Source organism: Spirillospora sp. NPDC048911 (assembly GCF_043198015.1).
Lineage (GTDB): Bacteria > Actinomycetota > Actinomycetes > Streptosporangiales > Streptosporangiaceae > Spirillospora.
Genome location: NZ_JBICUD010000005.1, coordinates 415,213 through 438,793, shown reverse-complemented (window position 1 = coordinate 438,793; position 23,581 = coordinate 415,213). Strand labels below are relative to the sequence as shown.

Below are 23,581 nucleotides of genomic sequence, written 5' to 3'. Positions count from 1 at the left end.
TTGACAATCGGTCCGGGCCGCCGGGCGTTGACAATTGGTCCAAGGAGAGTTGCGCCCTTTCGTCAGAAATTGAGCTTATTCGTACGATCTTGTTCACGAAGCTATGCCACAGTAGGTCGGCGCGAGGACGACACTCGTTCCTCGCGCTACGGCGCTGCCCGGGGAGAGTGACATGGATGGATCATCCCCCTGGTCCCCGCCGGGCGGTGACCCGGTGTCCCAGCCCCGGCGTAACCATGACCGGCTGACGGTCGCGGCGGCCATCGCGCTGGCGGCCGGGCTGCTGCTCGGCGCGGGCGGCTGGGCGCTCACGCGCGGCGGGCCCGAGTGCGACGGGAACACGCAGTGGCTGGTCGTCACGGTCGATCCGGCCATCGCGCCCGCCGCCACGGCCGTGGCCGGGCGCTACAACGCCGACCGGCGGGCGAAGAAGCAGTGCGCGCTGGTCCGGATCGCCGCGGGCGACTCGGACCGGACGTCGGCGTCCTTCGCGGCCGGCCAGACCCCGCCGGACGCCTGGATCCCCGACTCGTCGTTGTGGATCGACCTCGCGCGCAACAGGGCGAAGCGCACGGCGGTCCCCGGCAAGGAGGCGGTCTCGGTCGCGTCCTCGCCGCTGGTCTTCGCGCTGCCGGCCAAGGCGGACGGCGGCGTCGAGTCGAATCTGGAGAACCTGACCTGGCGCGGGCTCACGGCGGGCGTACGTTCCCGCAAGGCCCGCTCCGACGACGGCGGCAGCGGTGCGGGCGGCGGCAGCGGCGCGGAAGGTGGCAGCGGCCCCGGCGATGACGGTGGCGCTAACGGCATCGGTGCGGGCAAGTCGCTGCGCCTGCGGATGCTCGACCCGGACAGGGCCGGTGCCGGGATGGCGACCCTGCTCGCATTGGAGGAGTGGTCCGGCGGCGTCGACGGCTTCGCCCGGATGCTCCGCACGACCAAGCTTCTGCCGGCGGCAGGGGCCGGAGAACGGATGCGAGCCGAGAACAAGAACGACGGGCACGTGCATGTGGCCGTCCTGCCAGAGCAACTGGTGTGGTCGCAGAACCGCAGCCCTGCCGCGGCCACGAGCAAGATGCGCGCCATCTACCCGCCCGACCGCACGCCCTACCTCGACTACCCGTTCACGGTCGTCACGACCAACCCCGACAAGACGCGGATCGCCCGGGAGTTCCGGACCGCCCTGCGTTCCGCCCAGACCGTCGCGGAGCTTCAGAAAGTGGGCCTGCGCGGCCCCGTGGGCACCGTTCCCGCGTTCAGCGGCGGGCGTGGCCGCAGCTCCCTGCTGATGTCGGGGACGGAGCTCTCGGCGCCCGCGCCCGGCGGCCTGACGGTGACCGGGCCGGGCGCGGCGGCGCGCATCCGGCGGGTCTGGCACGCCTTCGCGCGCGTCACCAACATCCTGGTCGTGGTCGATCCGCCGAAGACCGTCCGACGCGGCACGACCGGCCCGGCGGCGCGGCAGGCCGACCCGGCGGCCGAGCCGCTGACCGAGATGATGACCGCGCTGGGCGCCGGCTTCGCGGCGATGGCCGACCGCAGCGCGTTCGGCCTCTGGACGGTGTCCACCGGCCGCGGCTCCCGCCCGTACGTGCCGCTGGCGCCCGTCCGCGAACTCGGCGACACCGACGCGGACGGCGTGGCCCACCGGCTGCGGCTCCAGGAGGCGCTGCGGCGGCTCCCGGCCCGGCGGGACGGCAGGGCGCGCCTGTACGAGGCGATCCGGGCCGCCCAGTGGGAGGTGACGCGCACCCACGTGCCGGACAAGCTCAACGTCGTGCTGGTGCTCACCTCCGGGGCGGACGAGGGCGGCGGGCCCGCCGGGCCCGCGGTGTTGCAGCAGGTCAAGAGGTCCTACGACCGGAAGCGCCCGGTGAACGTGATCGTCCTGGACTTCGACGGCACGATCGCGCCGGAGCTGCGGTCGGCGGCGGGGGCCACCGGCGGCTGCGCGTTCAAGATCGACAACTTCCGCCGGATCATGGCGCTCTTCCAGCGGTCGGACAGCATGCGCATCGCCGACGGCGACCCGGTGTGCGGCTCATGAGCGTCTCGACGACCTGGGTGCGGCTGGGCGTCGCGTTCCGGCTGCTCGTGTCGCTGCGGCTGCTGACGCTCGCCATGGCGATGGCGCTGATGCCCGCCGGCCGGCTGGACGCGGACCTGGCCCTCACCGCGGCCGGGCTGGCCGTGGCGTCCACCGCGGCCATCTTCGCCTGGCGCCCGGTGTTGTCCTGGCTGGTGCGGTGGCCGATCCTGGCCTGCGTGGACGCCCTCCTGGCCGCCGCCGTTCTCGTGCAGGGCGGCGTCTTCGGGGCGTGCTTCCTCGTCACGGTCTCGACGTCGGCCATCGCCGGGGTCCTGTACTCGTGGCGGCCCGTGCTGGTGGTGTGCGTGACCCAGATCGCCCTGAGCTACATGGCGATCGTGCTGGGCGAGCCGCTCACGGGACGTCCGGGCACGGCGATCCTCGTGTCCGGCTTCTATCCGGTCGCGGCCTGCGCGGGGGTGTGCCTGCGGCGGCTGCTCGACCAGTACGCGGACGCGGAGACGGCGCTGCGGAACGCCAGGACCGCCGCCGCGGCGGCCGAAGAGCGCAACAGGCTGGCCCGCGAGATGCACGACTCGCTGGCCAAGACCCTGCACGGCATCGCGATGTCGGCCACCGCGCTGCCGACCTGGATCCGCCGTTCGCCCGACCGGGCCGAGCACACCGCGCGCGACATCGTCGACGCCCTCCAGGTGGCCACACGCGAGGCGCGGGGGCTCATCGCCGACCTGCGGGACGAGACCTTCACGCTGCCGCTGGACGTGGCGGTGCGGCGGATCACCGCCGAGTGGGGCGCCCGCCACCGGGTCCAGATCCGGCTCGACGTCGTCCCCGGAGCGCCCGGCGACCGCGACGTGCCGCTGATGGTCCGGTACGAGGTCATCTCGATCATGAAGGAGGCCCTCACCAACGTGGCCAGGCACGCGGGCGCACGCCGGGTGGACGTGCGCCTCGCCTGCCTGCCGGAGGGGGTCGAACTGGCCGTGCGGGACGACGGCGGGGGCTTCGCCGTGCCCGTGGGGGAGGGACTCGGCCATTTCTCCCGCGCGGGCCATTACGGGCTGGTCGGAATGGAGGAACGCGCACGGCAGGTGGGCGGCAGGCTCACCGTTCACTCCCGCCCGGGGGACGGGACGACCATTGTGATCACTGTCCCCTCGGCGCCGCCTCCGGTCGCGGAGACGCCCCCGGCAGAAAGACGAGCCTCATGACCTCCAGGGATCCGCGCCCGCTCCGGGTGCTCGTGGTGGACGACAACCCCGTGGTCCGGACGGGCCTGACGACCCTGCTGGAGTCGGGCGGCGTCCAGGTCGTCGGCGAGGCGTCCGACGGGGCCCAGGCGATCGAGCTGGCCCAGCGCGCGCGGCCCGACCTGGTGCTGCTGGACGTGCGCATGCCGGTGATGGACGGCGTGGCCGCGGCGGCGCCGCTGAGCGCGCTGGCCAAGGTGCTCATGCTCTCGTACGACGCGGACGCCGACGTGATCGGCGCCGCGATCCGCAACGGCGCCGCGGGCTACCTCGTGCACGGCTCGTTCGGCGCGGCGGAGCTGGTCGCCGCGATCATGGACACGGTCTCGGAGCGCAGCAGCCCCCTGTCCCCCCAGGCCAGCCGCGCCGTCGTGGCGGCGCTGCGCGAGGGCCCCGGGGACCGGCCGCCGCCGGAACCCGCGCCCGCCGACCGGCGCGCCGAGCTCGGGCTCTCCCGCCGCGAGGCCGAGGTGATGGACCTCATCGCGCGCGGCCGCTCCAACGGCGAGATCGCCGCGCTGCTGGTCGTCTCGGAGTACACGGTCAAGAACCACGTCAACCGGATCTTCGCCAAGCTCGGCGTCCGCGCCCGGGGCGCCGCGATCGCCCGCTGGCTGGGCACCGCCGACGCTCCGCCGCACGCCTGACCATGGGGCGGGCCCGCCGCCGCCGACCCGGAAGCACAGAGCGACGAAGCCCGCACGGTATGTAGTTGTAACGTCGGAAACGGCCCGGTAACGGCGACACGTGCACGCGGGTGGTGGCGGAGGCGGCGGGAGGGGGGTACGGTCGGCCATCGTGAGCCCCGTCCGCATCTGCTCCCGCACCGCCTGCAAGGCGCCTGCAGTCTTCACGCTCACGTACGTCTACCGCGATTCGACCGCGGTACTGGGGCCGCTCGCCACGTACGCCGAGCCGCATTGCTATGACCTGTGCGCGGAGCACTCCGAGCGGCTCACCGCCCCCATGGGGTGGGAGCTCGTCCGGCTGCCCGTCGGCGCCGACACCGAGCCCAGCGACGACGACCTGGAGGCGCTCGCGGACGCGGTCCGGGAGGCCGCCAAGCCCGCGGCCGGCGGCCGTCAGGAGCCCGTCGGGCAGGGCACCGAGGTCGGCCGCCGCGGCCACCTGCGGGTCCTGCGCTCCGACTCGACCGGCACCCCCACCCCGCAGGACTGACCGTTCCCGGTCGTGACCATGCGCCTTGCCCGAGGCGTGGCCGGGCGCGGGGACGCTCACCGGTAGGCTCGGAACACGTACGAGGAGTGCCGTACGCGGCAGACCTTTCGGATAGGGAGCAGGAGTGGGCGACCTCGCCAAGATCTTCAAGGCGTACGACATCCGCGGCATCGTGCCGGAGGAGCTCGACGCCGAGACCGCCGAGGCGATCGGAGCCGCGTTCGTGCGCGTGACCGGCGCCACCGCGGTCGTCACCGCCCACGACATGCGAGAGTCCTCGGGCCCGCTGGCAGAGGCCTTCGCCCGTGGCGCGACCGGTCAGGGCGCGGACGTCATCGAGGCCGGGCTCGGCTCCACCGACCTGCTCTACTACGCCAGCGGCAGCCTCGATCTGCCCGGCGCGATGTTCACCGCCAGCCACAACCCGGCCAAGTACAACGGGCTCAAGCTGTGCCGCGCGGGCGCCAAGCCGATCGGCCGCGACACCGGGCTCACCGAGATCCGCGAGCTGGTCGAGAAGGGCGTGCCCGCCCACGACGGCGAGACCGGCACGGTCACCCAGCGCGACCTGCTCAAGGGCTACGCCGACCACCTCAAGACGCTGGTCGACCTCTCCGGCATCCGTCCGCTCAAGGTCGTGGTCGACGCGGGCAACGGCATGGGCGGCCACACGGTGCCGTCGGTGTTCGAGAGCCTGCCGATCGACCTGGTGCCGCTCTACTTCGAGCTCGACGGCACGTTCCCCAACCACGAGGCCAACCCGATCGAGCCCGAGAACCTGCGCGACCTGCAGGCCAAGGTCCGCGAGACCGGCGCCGACGTCGGCCTGGCCTTCGACGGCGACGCCGACCGCTGCTTCGTGGTGGACGAGCGCGGCGAGATCGTCTCCCCGTCCGCGATCACGGCCCTGGTGGCCACCCGCGAGCTGGCCAAGCACCCCGGCTCCAAGATCGTGCACAACCTGATCACGTCCAAGTCGGTGCCCGAGGTCGTCACCGAGCACGGCGGCACCCCGGTGCGCACGCGGGTCGGCCACTCGTTCATCAAGCAGACGATGGCCGAGACCGGCGCGGTGTTCGGCGGCGAGCACTCGGCCCACTTCTACTTCCGCGACTTCTGGTTCGCCGACTCGGGGATGCTGGCCGCGATGCACGTGCTGGCCGCGCTCGGCGAGCAGGACGGCCCGCTGTCGGCGCTGCTCACCGAGTACGACCGGTACGCGGCGTCCGGCGAGATCAACAGCGAGGTGGCCGACCAGGCCGCCGCCGCCGACCAGGTCCGGGCGGCGTTCGCGGGCCGGCCCGGCGTCACGATCGACGAGCTGGACGGGCTGACCGTCGGCACCGGCGACTGGTGGTTCAACCTGCGGCCCTCCAACACCGAGCCGCTGCTCCGCCTCAACGCCGAGGCCGCCGACGAGCAGACCATGGCGGCCGTGCGTGACGAGGTCCTGGCGATCGTGAGGGGAAAGTGACCGTGAAGCTCGACTCCTGGCTGCTGGAGATCCTGGCCTGCCCCAACTGCGGCGGCGCGCTGCGCGCCGAGGAGCAGGCGGCGGAGCTGGTGTGCACCGGCTCCTGCGGCTACGCCTACCCCGTACGCGACGACATCCCGGTGCTCCTCGTCGACGAGGCCCGCACCCCCGCCTCATGAACGCAGCCGATCCGGCCGCGCTGGACGACGCCACGACCATCGAGGCGGCCGACCCGGGCGGGATGCTCCGCCAGGTCGCGTCGGCGGCGGCGCAGATCCGCGAGGCCCGCCGCACCACTGTCGAAGCGGGCATCGAGAGCCTCGCCGGCGACGGCCGCCCGCGGGCGATCGTGATCACCGGCATGGGCGGCTCGGCCATCTCCGGCGACGTCCTCGCCGCGGTCTGCGGGCCGGGCTGCCCGGTTCCCGTCGTGACCGTCCGCGGCTACCGGCTGCCCGGCTGGGTCGGCGCCGCCGACCTGGTGATCGCGGTGTCGTGCTCGGGCGGGACGGAGGAGACGCTCGCCGTCGCCACCGAGGCCGCCCGCCGGGGCGCCCGGCTGCTCTTCGTGGGCGGTGCCGACTCCCCGCTCGCGGCGATGGCCGCGCAGACCCGGGCGCTGTTCGTCCCGGTGCGCTCGGTGGGCCAGCCCCGCGCGACCTTGTGGGGGCTGACCGTCCCGCTGCTGCTCGCGGCCCGCACGCTCGGGCTGGCCGACGTCCCGGACGAGACCCTGGAGTCGACGGCCACCCTCCTGGAGGACATCTCCCATCGCTGCCGTCCCGCGAGCGAGGCGTTCGTCAACCCGGCCAAGCGCATCGCGCTGGAGCTGTCGGGCGACGTCCCGATGGTGTGGGGCAACTCACCGCTCGCCGGCACCGCCGCGTACCGCTTCTGCTGCCAGCTCAACGAGAACGCCAAATACCCCGGCGTCTACGGCGAGCTGCCCGAGGTCGACCACAACCAGGTCGTGGCCTTCGACGGCTATTTCGGGGGTTCCGGGGGTCGTCCCCCGGGCGGGCACAGCGGAGGGCGTTCTTCGGGAGGGCAGAGCGGGAGTTCCGACGGCGGCTCGGCCGACTCGGACGACCTTGACGACTTCTTCCGCGACCGGGTCGACGATCCCGACCACGGACTCCAGCTGGTCGTGCTGCGCGATCTCGACGAGCATCCGCAGGTGCGCAAGCGCCGCGAGGTCTCGGTCGAGCTGGCCCGCGACCGGGGCGTCGCGGTGACCGAGATCGCGGCCGAGGGGGAGCATCCGCTGGAAAGGATCGCTACGCTGATCGCGCTCGGGGACTATGTCACGGTTTACTTGGCCATCGCGCTGGGCGTGGACCCCACGCCCGTGACGGCCATCCAAGAGCTCAAGGCGAGGATTGCGTAGATGAGTGCAGAAGGCGGAACCAAGGCGATCGTCGCCGCGCTTGCCGCCAACCTGGGGATCGCGACCGCCAAGTTCGTGGCGTTCGGCTTCACGGCGTCGTCGTCGATGCTGGCGGAGGGCATCCACTCGGTCGCCGACTCCGGCAACCAGGGACTGCTGCTCCTGGGCCGCAAGCGCTCGGAACGCGCGCGCACCCCGCAGCACCCGTTCGGCTACGGCCGGGAGCGCTTCTTCTACGCCTTCGTCGTCGCCGTCGTGCTGTTCACGATCGGCGCCGTCTTCTCGCTGTACGAGGGCTATCACAAGATCCACGAGGCGCTCGACGACCCGGACCACAAGATGGAGTCCCCCGCCTGGGCCTTCGGGGTGCTGATCATCGCGATCGCCCTGGAGTCGTTCTCCTTCCGCACCGCCATCAAGGAGTCCAACCACATCCGTGGCGACCACTCCTGGTGGCAGTTCATCCGCCGGGCCAAGGCCCCCGAGCTCCCCGTGGTCCTGCTGGAGGACCTGGGCGCGCTGGTCGGCCTGATCCTCGCGCTCGCCGGCGTCACCATGGCCGTGCTGACCGGCAACCTGGTCTGGGACGGGGTCGGCACGCTCGCGATCGGCGTGCTGCTGGCGATCATCGCGATCATCCTGGCCATCGAGACCAAGAGCCTGCTCATCGGCGAGGGCGCCGGGCCCGAGGCCGAGCAGAAGATCATCGAGGCGCTGGAGTCGGTCGCCGAGGTCGATCACGTCATCCACATCCGGACCGAGTACGTCGGGCCGGAGGAGATGCTGATCGCCGCCAAGATCGCTGTGCACCACGACGACACCGCGGCCGAGGTCGCCCGGGGCATCGACGCCGCCGAGGCCAAGATCAGGGCCCAGTTCCCCGAGGCCCGGCTCATCTACCTGGAGCCCGCCCTCGACGAGGCCGAGCTCAGGAACGCCGCCAAGCCGGAGACCCCGACGCCCTCCTCCTGACCGTTCAGCGAGGTCTGGGGGAGTTGGTCCAGGTGATGGCGTGCCGCAGCGGGTCCGCCGTGCGCCCGTACCAGCCGACGGCACGCACGTGGGACGTTCCGGGCACGCTGGAGAGCGCCCAGACGGCGGCCACGCCGTCCCCGGGATCGTCGCCGCTCGGGTCGGGTACGGGAGGCCGCGACACGTCCCAGCGCCTGCCGTTCCAGTGGGCGAGCAGCGGCCGCCCGGTGGCGAGCTCTCCGGCCGCCCAGATCCCCGTCTTGCCGTCCGAGGCCACCGAGTAGAAGCGGCCCCTGACGCCGGGACCGGGCACGACCCGCCAGGAACGGCCGTTCCAGCGCTGGGCGAGTGGTCTTCCTGACGACACCGAGCCGACCGCCCACGCTTCGGCGGGGCGCAGCGCTACGACGTCGGCCAGAGTCGTCTCTCTGGAGATCTGAGGGCCCGGCAGCGCCTTCCAAGACGTTCCATTCCAGTGCAAGAGGAGCTGCCGGGCAGGAGCCGCCGAACCCACTGCCCAGACGTCGTCAGCCGCACGCGCCGACACGGCCGTGAGCTCGCCAGAGGCGCGCGAACCGCTGCCGACGGCAACGCTGGCCCACGCACGACCGTCCCAACGCCAGACCGCCACCCTGTGCCCACTGCCCGCGACGCCGCCCTCACCCGCGACGCCGCCCCCACCGGCTACGCCCCCACCGGCTACGCCGCCGCCCGCGACGCCGCCACCGGGCGGGACGCCGCGACCGCGCCCGAATCTGTTGCCGCCGCCGACGCTTCCTACGGCCCAGACATCGCTGGGCGTGCGGGCATGGACGGCGCGCGGGACGATCGGTTCGCGGCCCGGGAGAACGCCGGGAGTCCAGGTCCGCCCGTCCCAGTGGACCGTACGAGCCGTGCCGCCGCTTCCGAACCCGACGACCCAGGCGTTCCGCGCGGACGCAGCCGAAACCCCCTCCAGGATCGTGTCGGCAGGCAAGGGGAGCCGGCGCTCGCGCCAGCGGGCCCCGTTCCAGCTCAGCAGCAGCGGGGCGCTGCCCTTGCTCCCCACGGCCCAGCCCGCCCTGGAAGTCGGGGAGGTGACGTCTCCGAGCGTCGTGTCCGGTGGGGCGCCCTCAGGACGCAGGTAGCGCCAGCACCCACATTCAGCCCTCACGGGCGGCGCGGTCAGCGTGGCGGCACAGGTCAGGAGACCGGCAACACCGGCGGTGCGGAGAAAAGCCATGATCGAGCCCCCGGAGAATCGCCGTCCCGCGGACCCGTCCGCCGAAGGGCGAGCCGCGCTGGGAAAGGTCTTCAAGCAGATGTATCAACCTGTGATCTGCCGGGCGCGTTCAGTGAGGCAACGGAATGTCTGGATCAGAAAGGCGGGAGCAAAGCTCGACCGCCGGATGGAGAAGGCGTTTCCCTCGCCGGCCGGCCGTTTCGCGCCGATCGACCCCAGCCCAGGCTTGACCGGCCGTGTCTCGGAGAGACACGCCCACAGTCGACCAGCGAGGGCGCCTTCCCATGCTCCCCGTCCGGACCCCTGAAGCCGGACGGTTCTGGCGTGACCACGGCAGCTCCGCCGAACCCCCTATGTCGGAGGGGCCGCCGCGAGGTCACGGTTAAGACATTACGTTCGCCGGGATCCCCCTTACGTCCCCCAAAAGGAGGGAAACGGAGTCGTCCTCTAGGGGGACATCCGGCCCACGCATAACACCGCACGGTGAGGTGAGCATCGGGGTGAAAGGGACAGTATGGATGAGTGACCAGCGACAACCACCCCGGTAACACCCCGCACCGGACGGGTGGACACCCGCCGCCCGCCGCCGATCCGGCCGCGCGCGGGGAGCAGTCCGCGCCGATGGCCGCCGAGTTCGGCCCGGCGCTCGCCCATCATGCCTGGCGGCTGTCCGGACGGGTCGTCGCCGGCCTGGGCCAGCTCCTGCTGTGGATCATCACCGGTCTCGGCAGGCTCCTCAGCCCGCTCGGGAAGAGCCTCGGCACGAAGCTCTATGGCTCGGGCAGGCGCCAGCAAGGCGCTCCCCAGATGGCCCCGGACGGGACGGCGATCCTGCCGAACTCCGCCACCCACACCGCGCCGCTGCCGCGCTGGATCAACGCCTGGGCGGAGTTCACCACGTCCTGGTACTTCGCGCCCCTCACCGGCCTGGCGTTGACGATCGCCGCCGTCGCCGAGCTCGCGCCGTGTACCGGGTCGCCGTTGAGCGTGGCCGGAGGGTTCGCGGTGGCGGCCACGCTGCCGCTGGTGTGGCGGCAGGAGTACCTGCGGCCGGTGGCGGCGGTGGCGCTCGGGGCGTTCGCCGCGAGCCTGCTGACCGGGCAGGGCCTGCTGATCACCACCACGTTCGCGGCGCTCTACACGCTGTACGCGCTGGGACGGCAGCTTCCGCGCCAGTCCGCGGGGGCGCTCGCGGTGGGCAGCCTGGTCACCGTCGCGGTCGTCTACTTCGCGACCAAGACCCTGGGCGAGATCCCCTGGCCGGCGCCCGTCGTCGCGGTGCTGGCCGCGATCGGGCTCGGGGACGCCCGCCGCGCGGTCGAGAGCGCCGGGCGGACGGAGGCCGAGGCGGCGGAACGCAACAACGAGACCCTCACGCGCCTCACCGCCGTCCAGCGGGAGCAGGCGGTCATGCGGGAACGCGCCCGCATCGCCCGTGAGCTGCACGACGTGGTCGCCCACTCGGTCTCGATGATCGCCGTCCAGGCCGAGACCGCCCCGTACACGATGAACGACCTGTCCCCGGAGGCCCGCGAGGGCTACACCGAGATCGCCAAGACCGCCCGGGACGCGCTGGTGGAGATGCGGCGGCTGCTCAACGTGCTCCGTGCCGACGCCAAGCCGGAACCGGAGTCGCAGACGGCGCCGCAGCCCCGGCTGGACCGGCTGCCGGAGCTGATCGACCAGCACCGCGGCACCGGCGGCCGGGTGGATCTGGAGGTCCACGGCGACCCGCGCACGCTGTCCACCACGGTGGAGCTCTCGGCGTACCGCATCGTCCAGGAGGCCCTCACCAACGCGCGGCGGCACGCGCCCGGCGCGGAGGTGCACGTCGACCTGACCTTCCTGCCGGATCGGCTGGCCGTCCGGGTCCGGGACGACGGCGGCTCGGCCCCGACCATGATTCTGAACCGTGACCCGGCCACCACGCGTAGAGACGGTGGGGAACCCGGCGGCGCGGCGTCGCGTCAGACCGGGCAGACTCGTCTCCAAGCCGCGCCTCCCGCGGACTCCGGCGGCGGACACGGGCTGGTCGGGATGCGGGAACGTGCGACCATGCTGGGCGGACGTTTCTCCGCGGGACCCGCCGTAGCGGGCGGTTTCCTGGTGGAGGCCGAGCTCCCGCTATCGAGGGAAGGGAACCCGACCCGTGATCCCGGTTCTGAGGCACCCCGCCATCGCTGAGCTCCCCCGGGAGCGGACACGATGATCAAGGTGATGATCGTCGATGACCAGACGATCGTGCGCGCGGGCTTCGCCGCGCTCCTGGACGCCCAGCCCGACATCTCCGTCATCGGCGAGGCCGGTGACGGCCGCGAGGCGGTCCACATGGCCGAGGCCAACCGGCCGGACGTCGTGGTCATGGACATCCGGATGCCCGGCATGGACGGCATCGAGGCCACCAAGCGCATCCTGGCCCGGCCGGGCGCCGACGCCGTCCGCGTCCTCGTCCTGACCACGTTCGACGTGGACGAGTACGTCTACGAGGCCCTGTCGGTGGGCGCCAGCGGGTTCCTCCTCAAAGACGCCACCGCCGACGAACTGGTCTCCGCCGTACGGGTCGTGGCCCGCGGCGACTCGCTCCTCGCGCCCCAGGTCACCGGGCGCCTGATCCGGGAGTTCACGACGCAACGCCGCAACCGTCCCCAGGCCCCCGCAGAGCTCTCCACCCTGACCGCCCGCGAGACCGAGGTGCTCGTCCTGATCGCCGGCGGCCTGTCGAACGGCGAGATCGCCGCCCGTCTGGTGGTCAGCGAGCACACCGTCAAGACGCACGTGGCCAGGGTGTTCACCAAGCTGAGCCTGCGCGACCGTGCCCAGGCCGTCATGCTCGCGTACGAGTCGGGCCTGGTGGTGCCCGGAGCCAACAGCACCTGACGCTACGAGCGGCCGCCGCCGGACAGGCGTCGGGCGCTCGCCGCGAGGGCCAGCTCCACCAGATCGCGCGGCCGGCTGCGGAGGCGGCCGGTGAGCTGCTCGATCCGGCGTAGCCGGCTGAGCACGGTGTTGGGGTGGCAGTAGAGCGCCTTCGAGGCCCGGGCCGCCGAGCCGCCCGCGTCCAGCCAGGCGACCAGCGTGTCGAGCAGCTCGTCCCGGTGCGCGGGCCTCATCGCGTCCAGCGCGCCGAGCACCGTCGAGTCCAGGCGGGCCGCGAGCCGGGGTTGTGAGACGAGCAACGACTCCGGCAGCCTCCGATCGAGCACGGCGATCTCGGGCCCGTCCGCGCGGCAGGTGCGCAAGGCCGTCTCCGCGAGGCGGCGGGCGGAACCCGCGTCGGCCAGGGACTCCACGACCGCGCTCACACCCGCGTATTCCAGAACGTACGGCCGCAACACCTCGACCAGCTCATCCAGATCGGCCGAGCCAAGCGAAACAAGAGCGACCTGCCCACGGCCGGACGCCCGCCAGACGAACCGCATCCCGGCCTTCTCCTCCGGACGGAGCGCGGGCCGGCTCAGCACGACCACCGCGTACCGGCCCTGTGCCGGAAGCCCCAGAAGCGACACAGCGCTGGCGAGCACACCGCCGTTCGTGCCGCGTCCTTCAAGAAGTGCGTCGACCACGGCCCGCACCTGCTCCTCACCGCGGCGCAGCATCTCCTGCTCGGCCTGGTGATAGGCGGAGATGATCGCGCCGGACTGCTGGTCGATCGCCTCCCACGTCCGGCTGGTCTCCCGCAACAGGACAGGCACATGCGCCGGGTCGTCCTGGTCGGCCACCTCGACGACCGCCTCCCAGAACACCCGCCCGGCCAGCCGATAAGAACGCAGCAACTGGTCGAGCGGCTGCCCCTGCTCGGCCCGCCGCCGGCCGAGCCGTTCGGCCCACCACAGATCGGCACGCCCGCGGCCGGGATCCAGGATCGTCGCCAGGCTGTGCCCGAGGCCGGTCTCGCAGGCCTCCCGGAGATCGTCGTCACGGCTCCAGGGCCGCTGCCCGCCATCGCGGATCTCAGCGGAGAGCCGGTCCGCGAGTTGCGGAAGGCGGTCCGACAGCCGCAGCACCGCCTCGCGCATGACCGCGCGACCGTCCGTCACCATCGCCCGTCACCTCCACGCACGGTCCGGCTCATGCTGCCATCGTCCGCAATACGGGGCCAGCCCTGTACGGCGAAACGGACAAAAGGTCCGAGATCCAGCTCCTGTCAGAGCGGGGACGGAGGTGCTCGGGCCAATGGAGGTGGCCGAGATTGGACAAAAGCAGCCGCCGCCCTTTGTCTCCCACCATCGGAAAAGGGCCATTTCATGATCGACAGGAGCGGTGAAGGGCGGACGGCGCCCCCCGGTAGTGCCTGGATCCCGACGGCCCGTCGCGCCATCTCGACAGCGGAAAGAATTGTCGGCGTCCTGAGTCAGAGGGCCGCGAAAGCCTTCCTATCTGGCACCTCTTCCTGTTCTGGGCCGGCTGGAAACAGTTGAAGCCGGGAGTAAGCCCGGAGCCGGTTCCTCGGAATTTGATCTTCTTCCGCCCTGACCGGGGGAGGGTGAGCCGTATACCGAACAGTGTTCGGGCCTTACTCGTCCCTTCAGAACATCCTCTTGCGTTCACGATTGCCAGCGGCAACCATGTGGTGCCACCGCTCAGCGCCCGGGGGATTCTGGGCCCATCGGCACGCGTAATGCCGGGCATTCATGTGGGCTCTTGAATGGACGCTGCCCGGACGGTAACGAGCCACCGATCGGGGATGACCGGTTACTCGCACGCCCTTTTGATCATGAGTTCCGTACCGGACGAAAGGCGAAGGTGTTGGGCGCCCCTTGGAGCGGTGGGAGTTGTCGGCGCGGAGGCTCTCGAACACGAAGGGGCGACCGCCGGTGAGACGTGCGAAGGCTGGAAAGACGGCGAACGCGGCCACGGCGCCGAACATGGCGGACGGCGCCGGTGAGACCCCCGCCCCCGCCGCGGCGGACCCACCGGCCGGTCCGTCCCGCGAGCCCCGTCGCCGGCCGGTCTGGCTCCGCATCACGGCCCTGCTCGTGGTGCCCCTGATCTCGCTCATCGCCCTGTGGGCCTTCGCCGCGAATCTCACGCTCGACAACGCCCTCAGCAAGTACGCGGCCCAGCGCGCCAACGACAAGATCGGCCTGCCGGGCTCCCTCCTCGCCACCCAGGTCCAGACCGAGCGGGCGCTGTCGGCGGTGTTCCTCTCGGCCGGCGAGCCGGCGCGCGCCAAGATGGTCGGGCAGCGGGCCCGCACGGACGCCGCCGAGGTGGCCTTCCGCCGTACGGCCCTCGCGTCCGGCGTGCGCGCCGACGCCGGCGCGGCCATCCGCGCGCGGCTCGACGAGGTGTCCGCCAAGCTCGGGGAGTTGCGCGGGCTCCGTGCCTCGATCGACGGCGGCACCATCGGGCGGCTCGACGCGGTCGGCCGCTACAACGGCATCGTCGACTCGGCCATGCACCTGTTCAGCGGCCTGGTGATCGTCAAGGACCTCGGCATCTTCCAGTCGGGCCGGGCGCTGGTCAACATCGGCTGGTCACGCGAGTACATGATGCGCGAGGACTGCCTGATCCTCACCGCGCAGTCCCGGCGCGGGCGGCTGACCGCCGCCGAACGCGGCGAGTTCGCCCGCTGGGCGGGCGCGAGCCGCCAGTTCTACGAGGTCGGCGCCATCGACCTGAACGGCCGGCTCGCCACCGACCTGAGGCGGTTCACCCAGTCTCCCGAATACCGCCGGTACCGGCAGCTCGAGGACACGATCATCAACTCGGGGGGCCGCCCGACCTCCGGTCAGATCGCGGAGTGGACGGCGATGTCCCCGAAGCTCAACGGGAACTGGGCGATGGTCACCGGAGTGGGGGGCGCCCACCTCGTCGAACAGGCCAAGCCGATCGGCCAGGCCATCGCCTTCCAGCTGATCGTCGCCGGCGGCCTCGGCCTCATCGCGGTACTGGTGTCCATCGTCCTGTCCGTGCTCTTCGGCCGGGGCCTCGGCCGGGAGCTGCGCGAGCTGCAGCGGGTCGCCCAGCACCTCGCGCAGGAACGGCTGCCCTCGGTGGTGGCCCGGCTGCGCCGTGGTGAACCGGTGGACGTGAGCGCCGAGGCGCCACCGCTGTCGGTGGGACGCACCGTGGAGGTCGGCCGCGTCGCCGACGCGCTCACCCAGGTGCAGCGCACCGCCGTGGAGAGCGCGGTCGGTGAGGCCAACCTCCGGCAGGGCATCAACCGTGTCTTCGTCAACCTGGCCTGGCGCAACCAGTCGCTCCTCCATCGGCAGCTGCGGCTGCTCGACTCGATGGAGCGCCGTGCCGACTCCGAGGTGCTGGACGACCTGTTCCGCCTCGACCACCTCACCACCCGCATGCGCCGCCACGCCGAGGGCCTGGTCATCCTCTCCGGTGCGTCCCCCGGGCGCGGGTGGAGCCGCCCGCTGCCGATGGTGGACGTGCTGCGCGCCGCCGTGGCCGAGGTGGAGGACTACGCGCGGGTCGAGGTCTCGACGAGCGCGGAGATCTCCCTGATCGGCAACGCCGCCGCCGACATCGTCCACCTGCTGGCCGAGCTCATCGAGAACGCCACCATGTTCTCGCCGCCCAACACCGAGGTGACCGTGCGGGGCGAGCCGGTCGGCAAGGGCTACGCGATCGAGATCGTCGACCGCGGGATCGGGGTGGAGGAGCCCGAACGGACGCGGCTCAACCAGATCCTCGCCCACCCGCCCGAGTTCGACTTCGCCGACACCGACCGGCTCGGCCTGTTCGTCGTCGCCCGGCTGGCCGCGCGGCGCAACGTGCGGGTCGGCCTCCAGGAGTCGTTCTACGGGGGAACGACCGCGATCGTCCTGCTGCCGCACGCGCTCGTGGTGAGCGCGCTCGAACCGGGCGCCGGGCCGCACCACGAGGCGCCGCGTCCCATCGCACCGCCTCCGATCGCACCGCCTCCGCAACCGGTGGCGGCCAACCAGGAAAAGCCCGTTCTCACTCGCCGCCGGCGCATGGAGAACCTGGTGCCCCAGCTGCGGGCGAACGGTGCGCAGGCCCGTGGCACGTCGACGGGATCCGGCCGTTCCTGGGCCGAGGTGGACAAGGAGCCCGCGGAACGGCCGGCGGAAGAATCGCGCGACCTGTGGGGGGCCATCCAGGGCGGATGGCAGCAGGGCCGAGACGACGATGCGGACACCGCGCGCGACGACGCGCCGGGGGAGGGAACGCCATGACGGATTCCGAAGTCGCCGGTGAACTCGGCTGGATGCTCGACGATCTCATCGACCGGGTGGGGGACGTCCGCAAGGCGCTGGTCCTCTCCCGGGACGGTCTGATCATGGCGGCGACGCGCGGGATGAGCCGCGCGGACGCCGAGTTCCTGGCCGCCCTCGCCGCGGGGTTCTTCAGCCTGGCGTCCGGTGCCCGCGCCAACCTCGACTCGGGCGAGGTGCGGCAGGCGGTGATCGAGCTCGAAGACGGCCTGTTCTTCGTCGTGCCCGCCGGGTCCGGCAGCTGCCTGGCGCTGCTCAGCCGGGTGGGCAGCAACGCCGGGCTGGTGAGCTACGAGATGACGATGCTGGTCAAACGTGTCAGCAGGCACCTGGCCGCGCATCCCCGCTCCGCGGGCTCCCCGACCGGCGTGAGGTGACCCCGGATGAGCGGCCATCGTGAGCGATGGCTGGACGAGGACGCCGGTCCCCTCGTCCGCCCCTACGCCATCACGCGCGGCCGGACACGGGCGCGCGGCGCCAAACTGGACCTGGTGACGATCCTGGTCGCCTCCGGCGAGCCCGTACCGCCGCGGCTGTGGCTGTCGCCCGAGCACCAGCGCCTGCTCTGGCTGTGCCGGCTTCAGCACACCCTGGCCGACCTGGCCTCCCGCCTGGAGCTCCCGCTCGGGGTCATCCAGGTGCTGGTGGACGAGCTCATGGAGCACGGTCTGCTCAAAATCGACATGCCCGCGCCGACCGAGCTTCCCGACCTGGCGACGCTGAGGAGGATCCGTGACCAGCTACGAACGATCTGACGGCGCCCCCGCACCGCGTGCCGCCTACAAGATCCTCGTCGCCGGGGGTTTCGGCGCGGGCAAGACCACGATGGTGGGCGCCGTCAGCGAGATCCGTCCCCTCCAGACCGAGGAGTCGCTCACCGAGGCCGGCATCGGCGTCGACGACCTGACCTCCCTGGAACGCAAGACCACCACGACCGTCGCGATGGACTTCGGCCGGATCACCCTGGGCGGCGACCTGTCCATCTACCTCTTCGGCACACCGGGCCAGGAACGTTTCTGGTTCATGTGGGAGGAACTCGCGCGTGGAGCACTGGGCGCCGTGGTGATGGTCGACACCCGCCGCATCACGGCCAGCTTCGCGTCGATCGACTACTTCGAACAGCGCGCCGAGCCGTTCGTCATCGCGGTCAACCGCTTCGACCACTCCATCGACTACACCGAAGACGAGATCCGCACGGCCTTGGACGTCGCCCCCGCCATCCCGATCATCCTTTTCGACGCCCGCGACCGGGAGTCCGCCAAGGCCGTTCTCATCGGACTCTTGGAACACGCGATCCGCCAACCCCGGGAGGCCCCCGCCCGCCTGTGAGCTCCGCGAACCACCGCTGCTCGTGCCGAGTGCTCACTGCGGCCGCTCTCACAGAGACGGGACAGATGGTCGGCCCCGGCCAGCGCCCAAGCGGGGACCGATTCGGTGGGTGCCTAGCGGCGGCGGAGGAGGCGGAGGGCCTTTTCCTTCTCGAAGTCGAGGGCCCGGGTGGGCGGCGCGGAGAGGCGGCCGATTCGTTCGCCCAGTTCTCGTACGCGGGCCTGAACCTCGGGTTCGGCAAGGACGCGGAGGCCGAACGCCAGCTCGGCCGGCCCCACGTCGTAGCGTTTCTCCAAGGCGAGCGCCAAGGCCACCGCGCGCAGTTCGGTGTCGCCGAATCGGCGGTGGCCGCTCTGCTCGCGGGTCGGCGGCAGCAGCCCGAGGGCCTCGCGGTAGCGGAGCATTCGAGGTGAGGTGCCGAGCCGCCGGGCGGCCTCCGTGATGCGCATGGGAGCAATACTGACAAATCTGTGTCAGAAAGTCGCCCTCGGGCGTGCCTTGCCCCCACCGCCCCGCCTAGACTCGCGAAAAGACCGACAGTCACGGGCGCGGTTGGCGCCGATCCACGTGGACGCAAGGAGCATCGTAAGCATGGACTACAAGGTCGCCGATCTGTCGCTAGCCGATTTCGGGCGCCGGGAGATCCGGCTCGCCGAGCACGAGATGCCCGGTCTGATGGCCGTACGCGAGGAGTACGCCGAGACCAGGCCACTGCGCGGGGCCAAGATCATGGGCTCGCTGCACATGACGATCCAGACCGCCGTGCTGATCGAGACGCTGGTGGAGCTGGGCGCCGACGTGCGCTGGGTGTCGTGCAACATCTTCTCCACCCAGGACCACGCCGCGGCCGCCGTCGTCGTGGGCCCCGAGGGCACCGTCGACGACCCGAAGGGCGTGCCGGTGTTCGCCTGGAAGGGCGAGACGCTGGACGAGTACTGGTGGTGCACCGACCAGGCGCTCTCCTGGCCCGACGGCACCCCGCCTAACATGATCCTGGACGACGGCGGCGACGCGACGCTGCTGGTCCACAAGGGCGCCGAGTACGAGAAGCTCGGCGCCGTCCCGTCCGCGGACGAGGGCGACCCCGAGGAGTGGGGCATCGTCCTCGAGACGCTGCGCCGCACGATCGGCGAGCGGCCGGGCCGCTGGACCGAGGCCGCCGCCGCGATCAAGGGCGTCACCGAGGAGACCACGACCGGCGTGCACCGGCTGTACGAGATGGCCAAGGCGGGCACGCTCGCGTTCCCGGCGATCAACGTCAACGACTCGGTCACCAAGTCGAAGTTCGACAACAAGTACGGCTGCCGCCACTCGGTGATCGACGGCCTCAACCGCGCCACCGACGTGCTGATCGGCGGCAAGGTCGCGCTCGTGGCCGGCTACGGCGACGTGGGCAAGGGCTGCGCCGAGGCGCTCAAGGGCCAGGGCGCCCGCGTCATCGTCACCGAGGTCGACCCGATCTGCGCCCTGCAGGCCGCGATGGACGGCTTCCAGGTCGCCACGCTGGACGACGTCGTCGGCACCGTCGACATCTTCGTGACCACGACCGGCAACTTCAACATCATCACGGCCGACCACATGGGCCGGATGAAGCACCAGGCGATCGTGTCCAACATCGGGCACTTCGACAACGAGATCGACATGGCCGGTCTCGCCCGCGTCCCGGGCATCGTCAAGACCGAGATCAAGCCGCAGGTGCACGAGTGGCGCTTCCCCGACGGCCACACCATCCTGGTGCTCGCCGAGGGCCGCCTGATGAACCTGGGCTGCGCCACCGGCCACCCCTCGTTCGTCATGTCCAACTCGTTCACCAACCAGGTGATCGCGCAGATCGAGCTGTTCACCAAGACCGAGGAGTACCCGGTCGGCGTGTACGTGCTGCCCAAGCACCTGGACGAGAAGGTCGCGCGCCTGCACCTGGACGCGCTCGGCGTGAAGCTGACCACGCTCACCAAGGAGCAGGCCGAATACATCGGCGTCGACGTCGAAGGCCCCTACAAGCCCGACCACTACAGGTACTGAAACCACTGACAGGTACTGAAACGGTGTGATTTGCCGCCGGGCGGACTGCATGTCCGCCCGGCGGCTCCTTCTCAAGGATGTTGATGAGCGACATTGCGGACGCCTCGCTGGCGTACGAGGGCGTCAAGCGGATCGAGTGGGCCGACCGGACCATGCCGGTGCTCCGGCAGATCCGGGAACGTTTCACGGCCGAACGGCCGCTCGACGGCTTCAAGATCGCGGCGTGCATGCATGTGACGACCGAGACCGCGAATCTCATCCGCACCCTTCAGGCGGGCGGCGCGAGCGTCGCGCTGGCCGCCTCCAACCCGCTGTCCACGCAGGACGACACGGCCGCTGCTCTTGTCCACGAGTACGGGGCCGAGGTCTTCGCGCGTTCGGGCATCGACCGTGAGGGGTACTACCGGCACATCCACCAGGCGCTGGAGACCGGGCCGGATCTGGTTCTGGACGATGGGTGCGACCTCGTCAACACCCTGCACATCGACCGGACCGACCTGCTCGACACGGTCAAGGGCGGCTGCGAGGAGACCACCACCGGCGTCATCCGGCTCCACCAGATGGCGCGCGAGGGCGTGCTGCGGTTCCCGATGGTGGCGGTGAACGACACCGACACCAAGCACATGTTCGACAACCGTTACGGCACCGGCCAGTCGACTCTGGACGGCATCGTCCGGGCCACCAACACCCTGCTCGCGGGCAAGACGATCGTCATCGCGGGCTTCGGCTACTGCGGCCGGGGGCTGGCCGAGCGAGCCCGTGGTCTCGGTGCCCGTGTGGTCGTGACCGAGATCGATCCCGTGAAGGCGCTGGACGCGGTGTTGCAGGGCTTCGCCGTCCAGCCGATGGCGCAGGCCGCCGAGCACGGCGACGTCTTCATCACCGTCACCGGCAACCGCGAGGTGATCGCCGCCGAGCATCTCGCCGTGATGAAGGACGGCGCCATCCTGGCCAACTCCGGCCACTTCGACGTCGAGATCGACGTCCGCGCCCTGGACGACCTGGCCGTGGAGATCCATCGCAACGTCCGGCCCCAGGCGGACGAGTACGTCCTCGCCGACGGGCGGCGCCTGGTCCTCCTGGCCGAGGGACGGCTGGTCAACCTCGCCGCCGCCGAGGGCCACCCGGCGGCCGTCATGGACATGTCGTTCGCCGACCAGGCCCTCACCTGCGCCTGGCTGGCCAAGGAGCACAGCGGCCTCGCGCCCGCCCTCCACGACGTCCCCAAGGCGATCGACACAGAGGTCGCCCGCCTGAAGCTGGCCTCCATGTCGATCGACATCGACACCCTCACCCCGGACCAGGAGGACTACCTCAGCTCCTGGCGCCTGGGCTCCTGAGGTAACGTCCTTCGCGTGCCGCGCGGAACCTACCTCCACCTCGACGAAGAGCTCGAGGAGCGGTTCCAGTGCGCGCCCGGCGCGGGCGGATGGCGGTACGTGGCCGAGCGCTCCGACGGGGTGCGGCTCGATCTCGTCGTGGACGGACGGTGGCGGCAGATCCGGATGGAACTCGTCGCGCCCGACTGGTGGATCCGGGGCGGCGTGACCGGTCACGAGCTCGCCTGGGTACGGGCGGCCTCCGGCGCTGAGACCGCGACCGAACACGGTGAACGCGCCGCGGCGTTCATCGGGGAGTCGCCCGGCTTCCTCGTCGCGGTGGGCCGCACGCTGCGGCTCCAGAAGGGCGAGCGGGCCGACGTGCGCCTCGTCCGGCTGAGCGGTCCGGCGCTGTCCGCGCTGACCGGCAGCTGGCGCTGGCGGCTGGCGGAGATCGAGGCGCACGAGACCGAGACCGGGCCGCTGCCGGTGGAGCGTTACGAGGTCACCGACCTGGCGACCGGCGAGGTGGAGATGGTGCACCTGGCCGGGGATGTGGTCGTCGCCGCCCCCGGCATCGAGCTGGCCGAGCTCGGCGCACCGCCCAACCTTCCTTGATCACATATTTTCAATGGACGCCGGTGAAATTTCAGTCCGGTTTTGATTGGGACTGAACGCCCCTCTCCAAAAGCATTCTGACCTGCGTTGACAGGCAGTGCGACCTTCTATCGGGTGACGGCGCCCGCCATTGTCAAAGCACGCCGCACCGGTCATCGTGACGGCACCGCGAGCGCTCGTGGACTTCCTGTGGAAACCCCGCACATGCGAATGGCAGGTGTCCCGTCACATGGTGATCCCCCGAAGATTCGCTCTTGTGGCCGCGGTCCTCGCGGCCTTCGTCATGGTTCTGGCCGGCCAGTCGGGCGCCGGCGCCGCCGCCCCCGCGCCAGACTCCCCGTCCAAGCAGTACCTGGTCACCGGTGCGACCACGGCCCAGCAGCGGTCCCGGCTGGCCCGTACGGGCGCCGCGATCGACACCGTGCGCGCCGACGGCTCGGTCGAGGTCAGCGCCATCCCGTCCGAGGTCGCCGCGATCAAGCGGCTGGGCCTCCGGGTCCGCGCGCTGCCCGCCCCGCCGGCCGCCCCGGCGCCCGCGCCGAGCATCGCCGCCACCTCGTACCACACCTACGCCGAGACGCTCGCCGAGCTCGACCAGGTGGTCGCCAACTACCCGCAGATCGCCCGCAAGTTCGTCGCGGGCAAGTCGTACCAGGGCCGCGACATCGTCGGCGTCAAGATCAGTGACAACGTCGCGTCCGACGAGAACGAGCCCGAGGTTCTCTACATCGCCAACATCCACGCGCGCGAGCGGCTGACGAACGAGCAGGCGCTCTACCTGATCGGCATCCTCACCAAGGAGTACAACGCCACCAGCCGCATCACCAACCTGGTGAACAGCCGCGAGATCTGGATCATCCCGATCTCCAACCCCGACGGCCAGGTCTACGACATGACCAGCGACACCTCGGCCGGCCGCATGTGGCGCAAGAACCGGCGCGGGAGCGGCACCGACCTCAACCGCAACTTCGCCTACAACTGGGGCTGCTGCGGCGGCTCGTCGGGCAACACGGCGAGCGAGACCTACCGCGGTCCCTCGGCCGAGTCCGAGCCCGAGACCAAGGTCCTGTCCAACTTCGTGCGCAGCCGCGTGGTGGGCGGCCGGCAGCAGCTGAAGATCTTCCTGGACATCCACTCGTACGCGGCGCTGGTGCTGTGGCCCTTCGGCTACACCTACTCCAACACCGTGCCGGGCGCGATGTCGGCGGACGAGGAGTCGACGCACCGCACCATCGGCCGCCAGCTGGCCGCGTCGAACGGCTACACGCCCGAACAGTCCAGCGACCTCTACATCACCGACGGCACGACCGACGACTGGACGTTCGGCAACCAGCGCATCTTCTCGTTCACGTTCGAACTGGGCGGCAGCAGCTTCTACCCGTCGCCCTCGCAGATCGAAACTCTCACCACCCGGAACCGCGACTCTCTCCTGACGCTGACCGAGTACGCCGACTGCCCCTACCGGGCCATCGGCAAGCAGCAGCAGTACTGCGGCACGCCCTGACCGCGACCGGAAACCCCCGCCGGCCGATTCCCACCGGGGCCACCAGGCCTCCGGTGGGAACG

General features: G+C 71.3%; 21 protein-coding genes. 18 read left to right on the top strand and 3 right to left on the bottom strand.

Annotation, left to right across the window (positions count from 1 at the left end; translation table 11 throughout):
- The first annotated feature begins 172 nt into the window (after positions 1–172).
- The 8 genes from ACGFNU_RS24895 (at position 173) to ACGFNU_RS24860 (ending at position 8,309) form a co-directional block, all read left to right on the top strand.
- Entirely contained in the window at positions 173–2,044 is a 1,872-nt protein-coding gene (locus tag ACGFNU_RS24895) for a substrate-binding domain-containing protein (protein WP_392597212.1), read from the top strand.
- Positions 2,041–3,258, top strand: a complete 1,218-nt coding sequence (locus ACGFNU_RS24890) for a sensor histidine kinase (RefSeq protein ID WP_392597210.1) — start codon at positions 2,041–2,043, stop codon at positions 3,256–3,258. Before ACGFNU_RS24895 ends, ACGFNU_RS24890 begins: the two co-directional genes overlap by 4 nt.
- Complete coding sequence (locus tag ACGFNU_RS24885) at positions 3,255–3,944, top strand: response regulator (protein WP_392597208.1); 690 nt, start codon at positions 3,255–3,257, stop codon at positions 3,942–3,944. The genes ACGFNU_RS24890 and ACGFNU_RS24885 overlap by 4 nt, the downstream gene beginning before the upstream one ends.
- 151 nt (positions 3,945–4,095) lie before the next feature.
- Complete coding sequence (locus ACGFNU_RS24880; RefSeq protein ID WP_392597206.1) at positions 4,096–4,476, top strand: DUF3499 domain-containing protein; 381 nt, start codon at positions 4,096–4,098, stop codon at positions 4,474–4,476.
- Positions 4,477–4,600: 124 nt separating this feature from the next.
- Positions 4,601–5,950: a phosphomannomutase/phosphoglucomutase gene (locus ACGFNU_RS24875; protein WP_392597204.1), complete on the top strand. Its 1,350-nt coding sequence runs from the start codon at positions 4,601–4,603 to the stop codon at positions 5,948–5,950.
- 2 nt (positions 5,951–5,952) lie between these two features.
- Positions 5,953–6,129 (top strand): Trm112 family protein, encoded by a 177-nt coding sequence (locus ACGFNU_RS24870; RefSeq protein ID WP_392597203.1) that lies wholly within the window; start codon positions 5,953–5,955, stop codon positions 6,127–6,129.
- Entirely contained in the window at positions 6,126–7,337 is a 1,212-nt protein-coding gene (locus tag ACGFNU_RS24865) for a bifunctional phosphoglucose/phosphomannose isomerase (RefSeq protein WP_392597201.1), read from the top strand. Before ACGFNU_RS24870 ends, ACGFNU_RS24865 begins: the two co-directional genes overlap by 4 nt.
- Positions 7,338–8,309, top strand: a complete 972-nt coding sequence (locus tag ACGFNU_RS24860) for a cation diffusion facilitator family transporter (RefSeq protein WP_392597200.1) — start codon at positions 7,338–7,340, stop codon at positions 8,307–8,309. It abuts the gene before it with no gap.
- A gap of 4 nt (positions 8,310–8,313) precedes the next feature.
- Here ACGFNU_RS24860 and ACGFNU_RS24855 read toward each other — a convergent pair whose 3' ends face one another.
- Positions 8,314–9,357, bottom strand: coding sequence for a hypothetical protein (locus tag ACGFNU_RS24855; RefSeq protein ID WP_392597198.1), 1,044 nt, complete (start codon positions 9,355–9,357; stop codon positions 8,314–8,316).
- A gap of 696 nt (positions 9,358–10,053) precedes the next feature.
- Between ACGFNU_RS24855 and ACGFNU_RS24850 the strand changes: the two genes are divergently transcribed.
- Together ACGFNU_RS24850 and ACGFNU_RS24845 are read left to right on the top strand one after the other, a co-directional pair.
- Positions 10,054–11,715: a sensor histidine kinase gene (locus tag ACGFNU_RS24850; RefSeq protein ID WP_392597197.1), complete on the top strand. Its 1,662-nt coding sequence runs from the start codon at positions 10,054–10,056 to the stop codon at positions 11,713–11,715.
- A gap of 21 nt (positions 11,716–11,736) precedes the next feature.
- Positions 11,737–12,408, top strand: coding sequence for a response regulator (locus ACGFNU_RS24845; protein ID WP_392597195.1), 672 nt, complete (start codon positions 11,737–11,739; stop codon positions 12,406–12,408).
- A 2-nt stretch (positions 12,409–12,410) separates the two neighbouring features.
- Here the strand turns inward: ACGFNU_RS24845 and ACGFNU_RS24840 are convergent, their stop codons facing one another.
- Entirely contained in the window at positions 12,411–13,571 is a 1,161-nt protein-coding gene (locus ACGFNU_RS24840) for a PucR family transcriptional regulator (protein ID WP_392597193.1), read from the bottom strand.
- 774 nt (positions 13,572–14,345) lie between these two features.
- Here ACGFNU_RS24840 and ACGFNU_RS24835 point away from each other — a divergent pair.
- Genes ACGFNU_RS24835 through ACGFNU_RS24820 form a run of 4 tightly spaced genes read left to right on the top strand, consistent with a single transcriptional unit; the run spans position 14,346 to position 18,056 of the window.
- Positions 14,346–16,688, top strand: a complete 2,343-nt coding sequence (locus tag ACGFNU_RS24835) for a nitrate- and nitrite sensing domain-containing protein (RefSeq protein ID WP_392597191.1) — start codon at positions 14,346–14,348, stop codon at positions 16,686–16,688.
- Positions 16,685–17,104, top strand: coding sequence for a roadblock/LC7 domain-containing protein (locus ACGFNU_RS24830; protein WP_392597190.1), 420 nt, complete (start codon positions 16,685–16,687; stop codon positions 17,102–17,104). The genes ACGFNU_RS24835 and ACGFNU_RS24830 overlap by 4 nt, the downstream gene beginning before the upstream one ends.
- A gap of 6 nt (positions 17,105–17,110) precedes the next feature.
- A complete protein-coding gene (locus tag ACGFNU_RS24825) occupies positions 17,111–17,482 on the top strand; it encodes a DUF742 domain-containing protein (RefSeq protein ID WP_392597188.1) in 372 nt (123 codons plus the stop codon).
- Positions 17,460–18,056, top strand: a complete 597-nt coding sequence (locus tag ACGFNU_RS24820) for an ATP/GTP-binding protein (protein ID WP_392597187.1) — start codon at positions 17,460–17,462, stop codon at positions 18,054–18,056. Before ACGFNU_RS24825 ends, ACGFNU_RS24820 begins: the two co-directional genes overlap by 23 nt.
- Before the next feature lie 113 nt (positions 18,057–18,169).
- Here the strand turns inward: ACGFNU_RS24820 and ACGFNU_RS24815 are convergent, their stop codons facing one another.
- Positions 18,170–18,505, bottom strand: a complete 336-nt coding sequence (locus ACGFNU_RS24815; RefSeq protein WP_344546724.1) for a MerR family DNA-binding transcriptional regulator — start codon at positions 18,503–18,505, stop codon at positions 18,170–18,172.
- A gap of 142 nt (positions 18,506–18,647) precedes the next feature.
- Here ACGFNU_RS24815 and ahcY (ACGFNU_RS24810) point away from each other — a divergent pair, with 142 nt between their 5' ends.
- From ahcY (ACGFNU_RS24810) to ACGFNU_RS24795, 4 genes are all read left to right on the top strand, one after another.
- Positions 18,648–20,078 (top strand): adenosylhomocysteinase, encoded by a 1,431-nt coding sequence (gene ahcY / locus ACGFNU_RS24810; protein ID WP_392597186.1) that lies wholly within the window; start codon positions 18,648–18,650, stop codon positions 20,076–20,078.
- Between the two features lie 83 nt (positions 20,079–20,161).
- Positions 20,162–21,418, top strand: coding sequence for an adenosylhomocysteinase (gene ahcY, locus ACGFNU_RS24805; RefSeq protein ID WP_392597184.1), 1,257 nt, complete (start codon positions 20,162–20,164; stop codon positions 21,416–21,418).
- A gap of 15 nt (positions 21,419–21,433) precedes the next feature.
- Positions 21,434–22,015, top strand: a complete 582-nt coding sequence (locus ACGFNU_RS24800; RefSeq protein ID WP_392597182.1) for a hypothetical protein — start codon at positions 21,434–21,436, stop codon at positions 22,013–22,015.
- A gap of 256 nt (positions 22,016–22,271) precedes the next feature.
- A complete protein-coding gene (locus ACGFNU_RS24795) occupies positions 22,272–23,519 on the top strand; it encodes a M14 family metallopeptidase (protein ID WP_392597180.1) in 1,248 nt (415 codons plus the stop codon).
- The last annotated feature ends 62 nt before the right edge of the window (positions 23,520–23,581 follow it).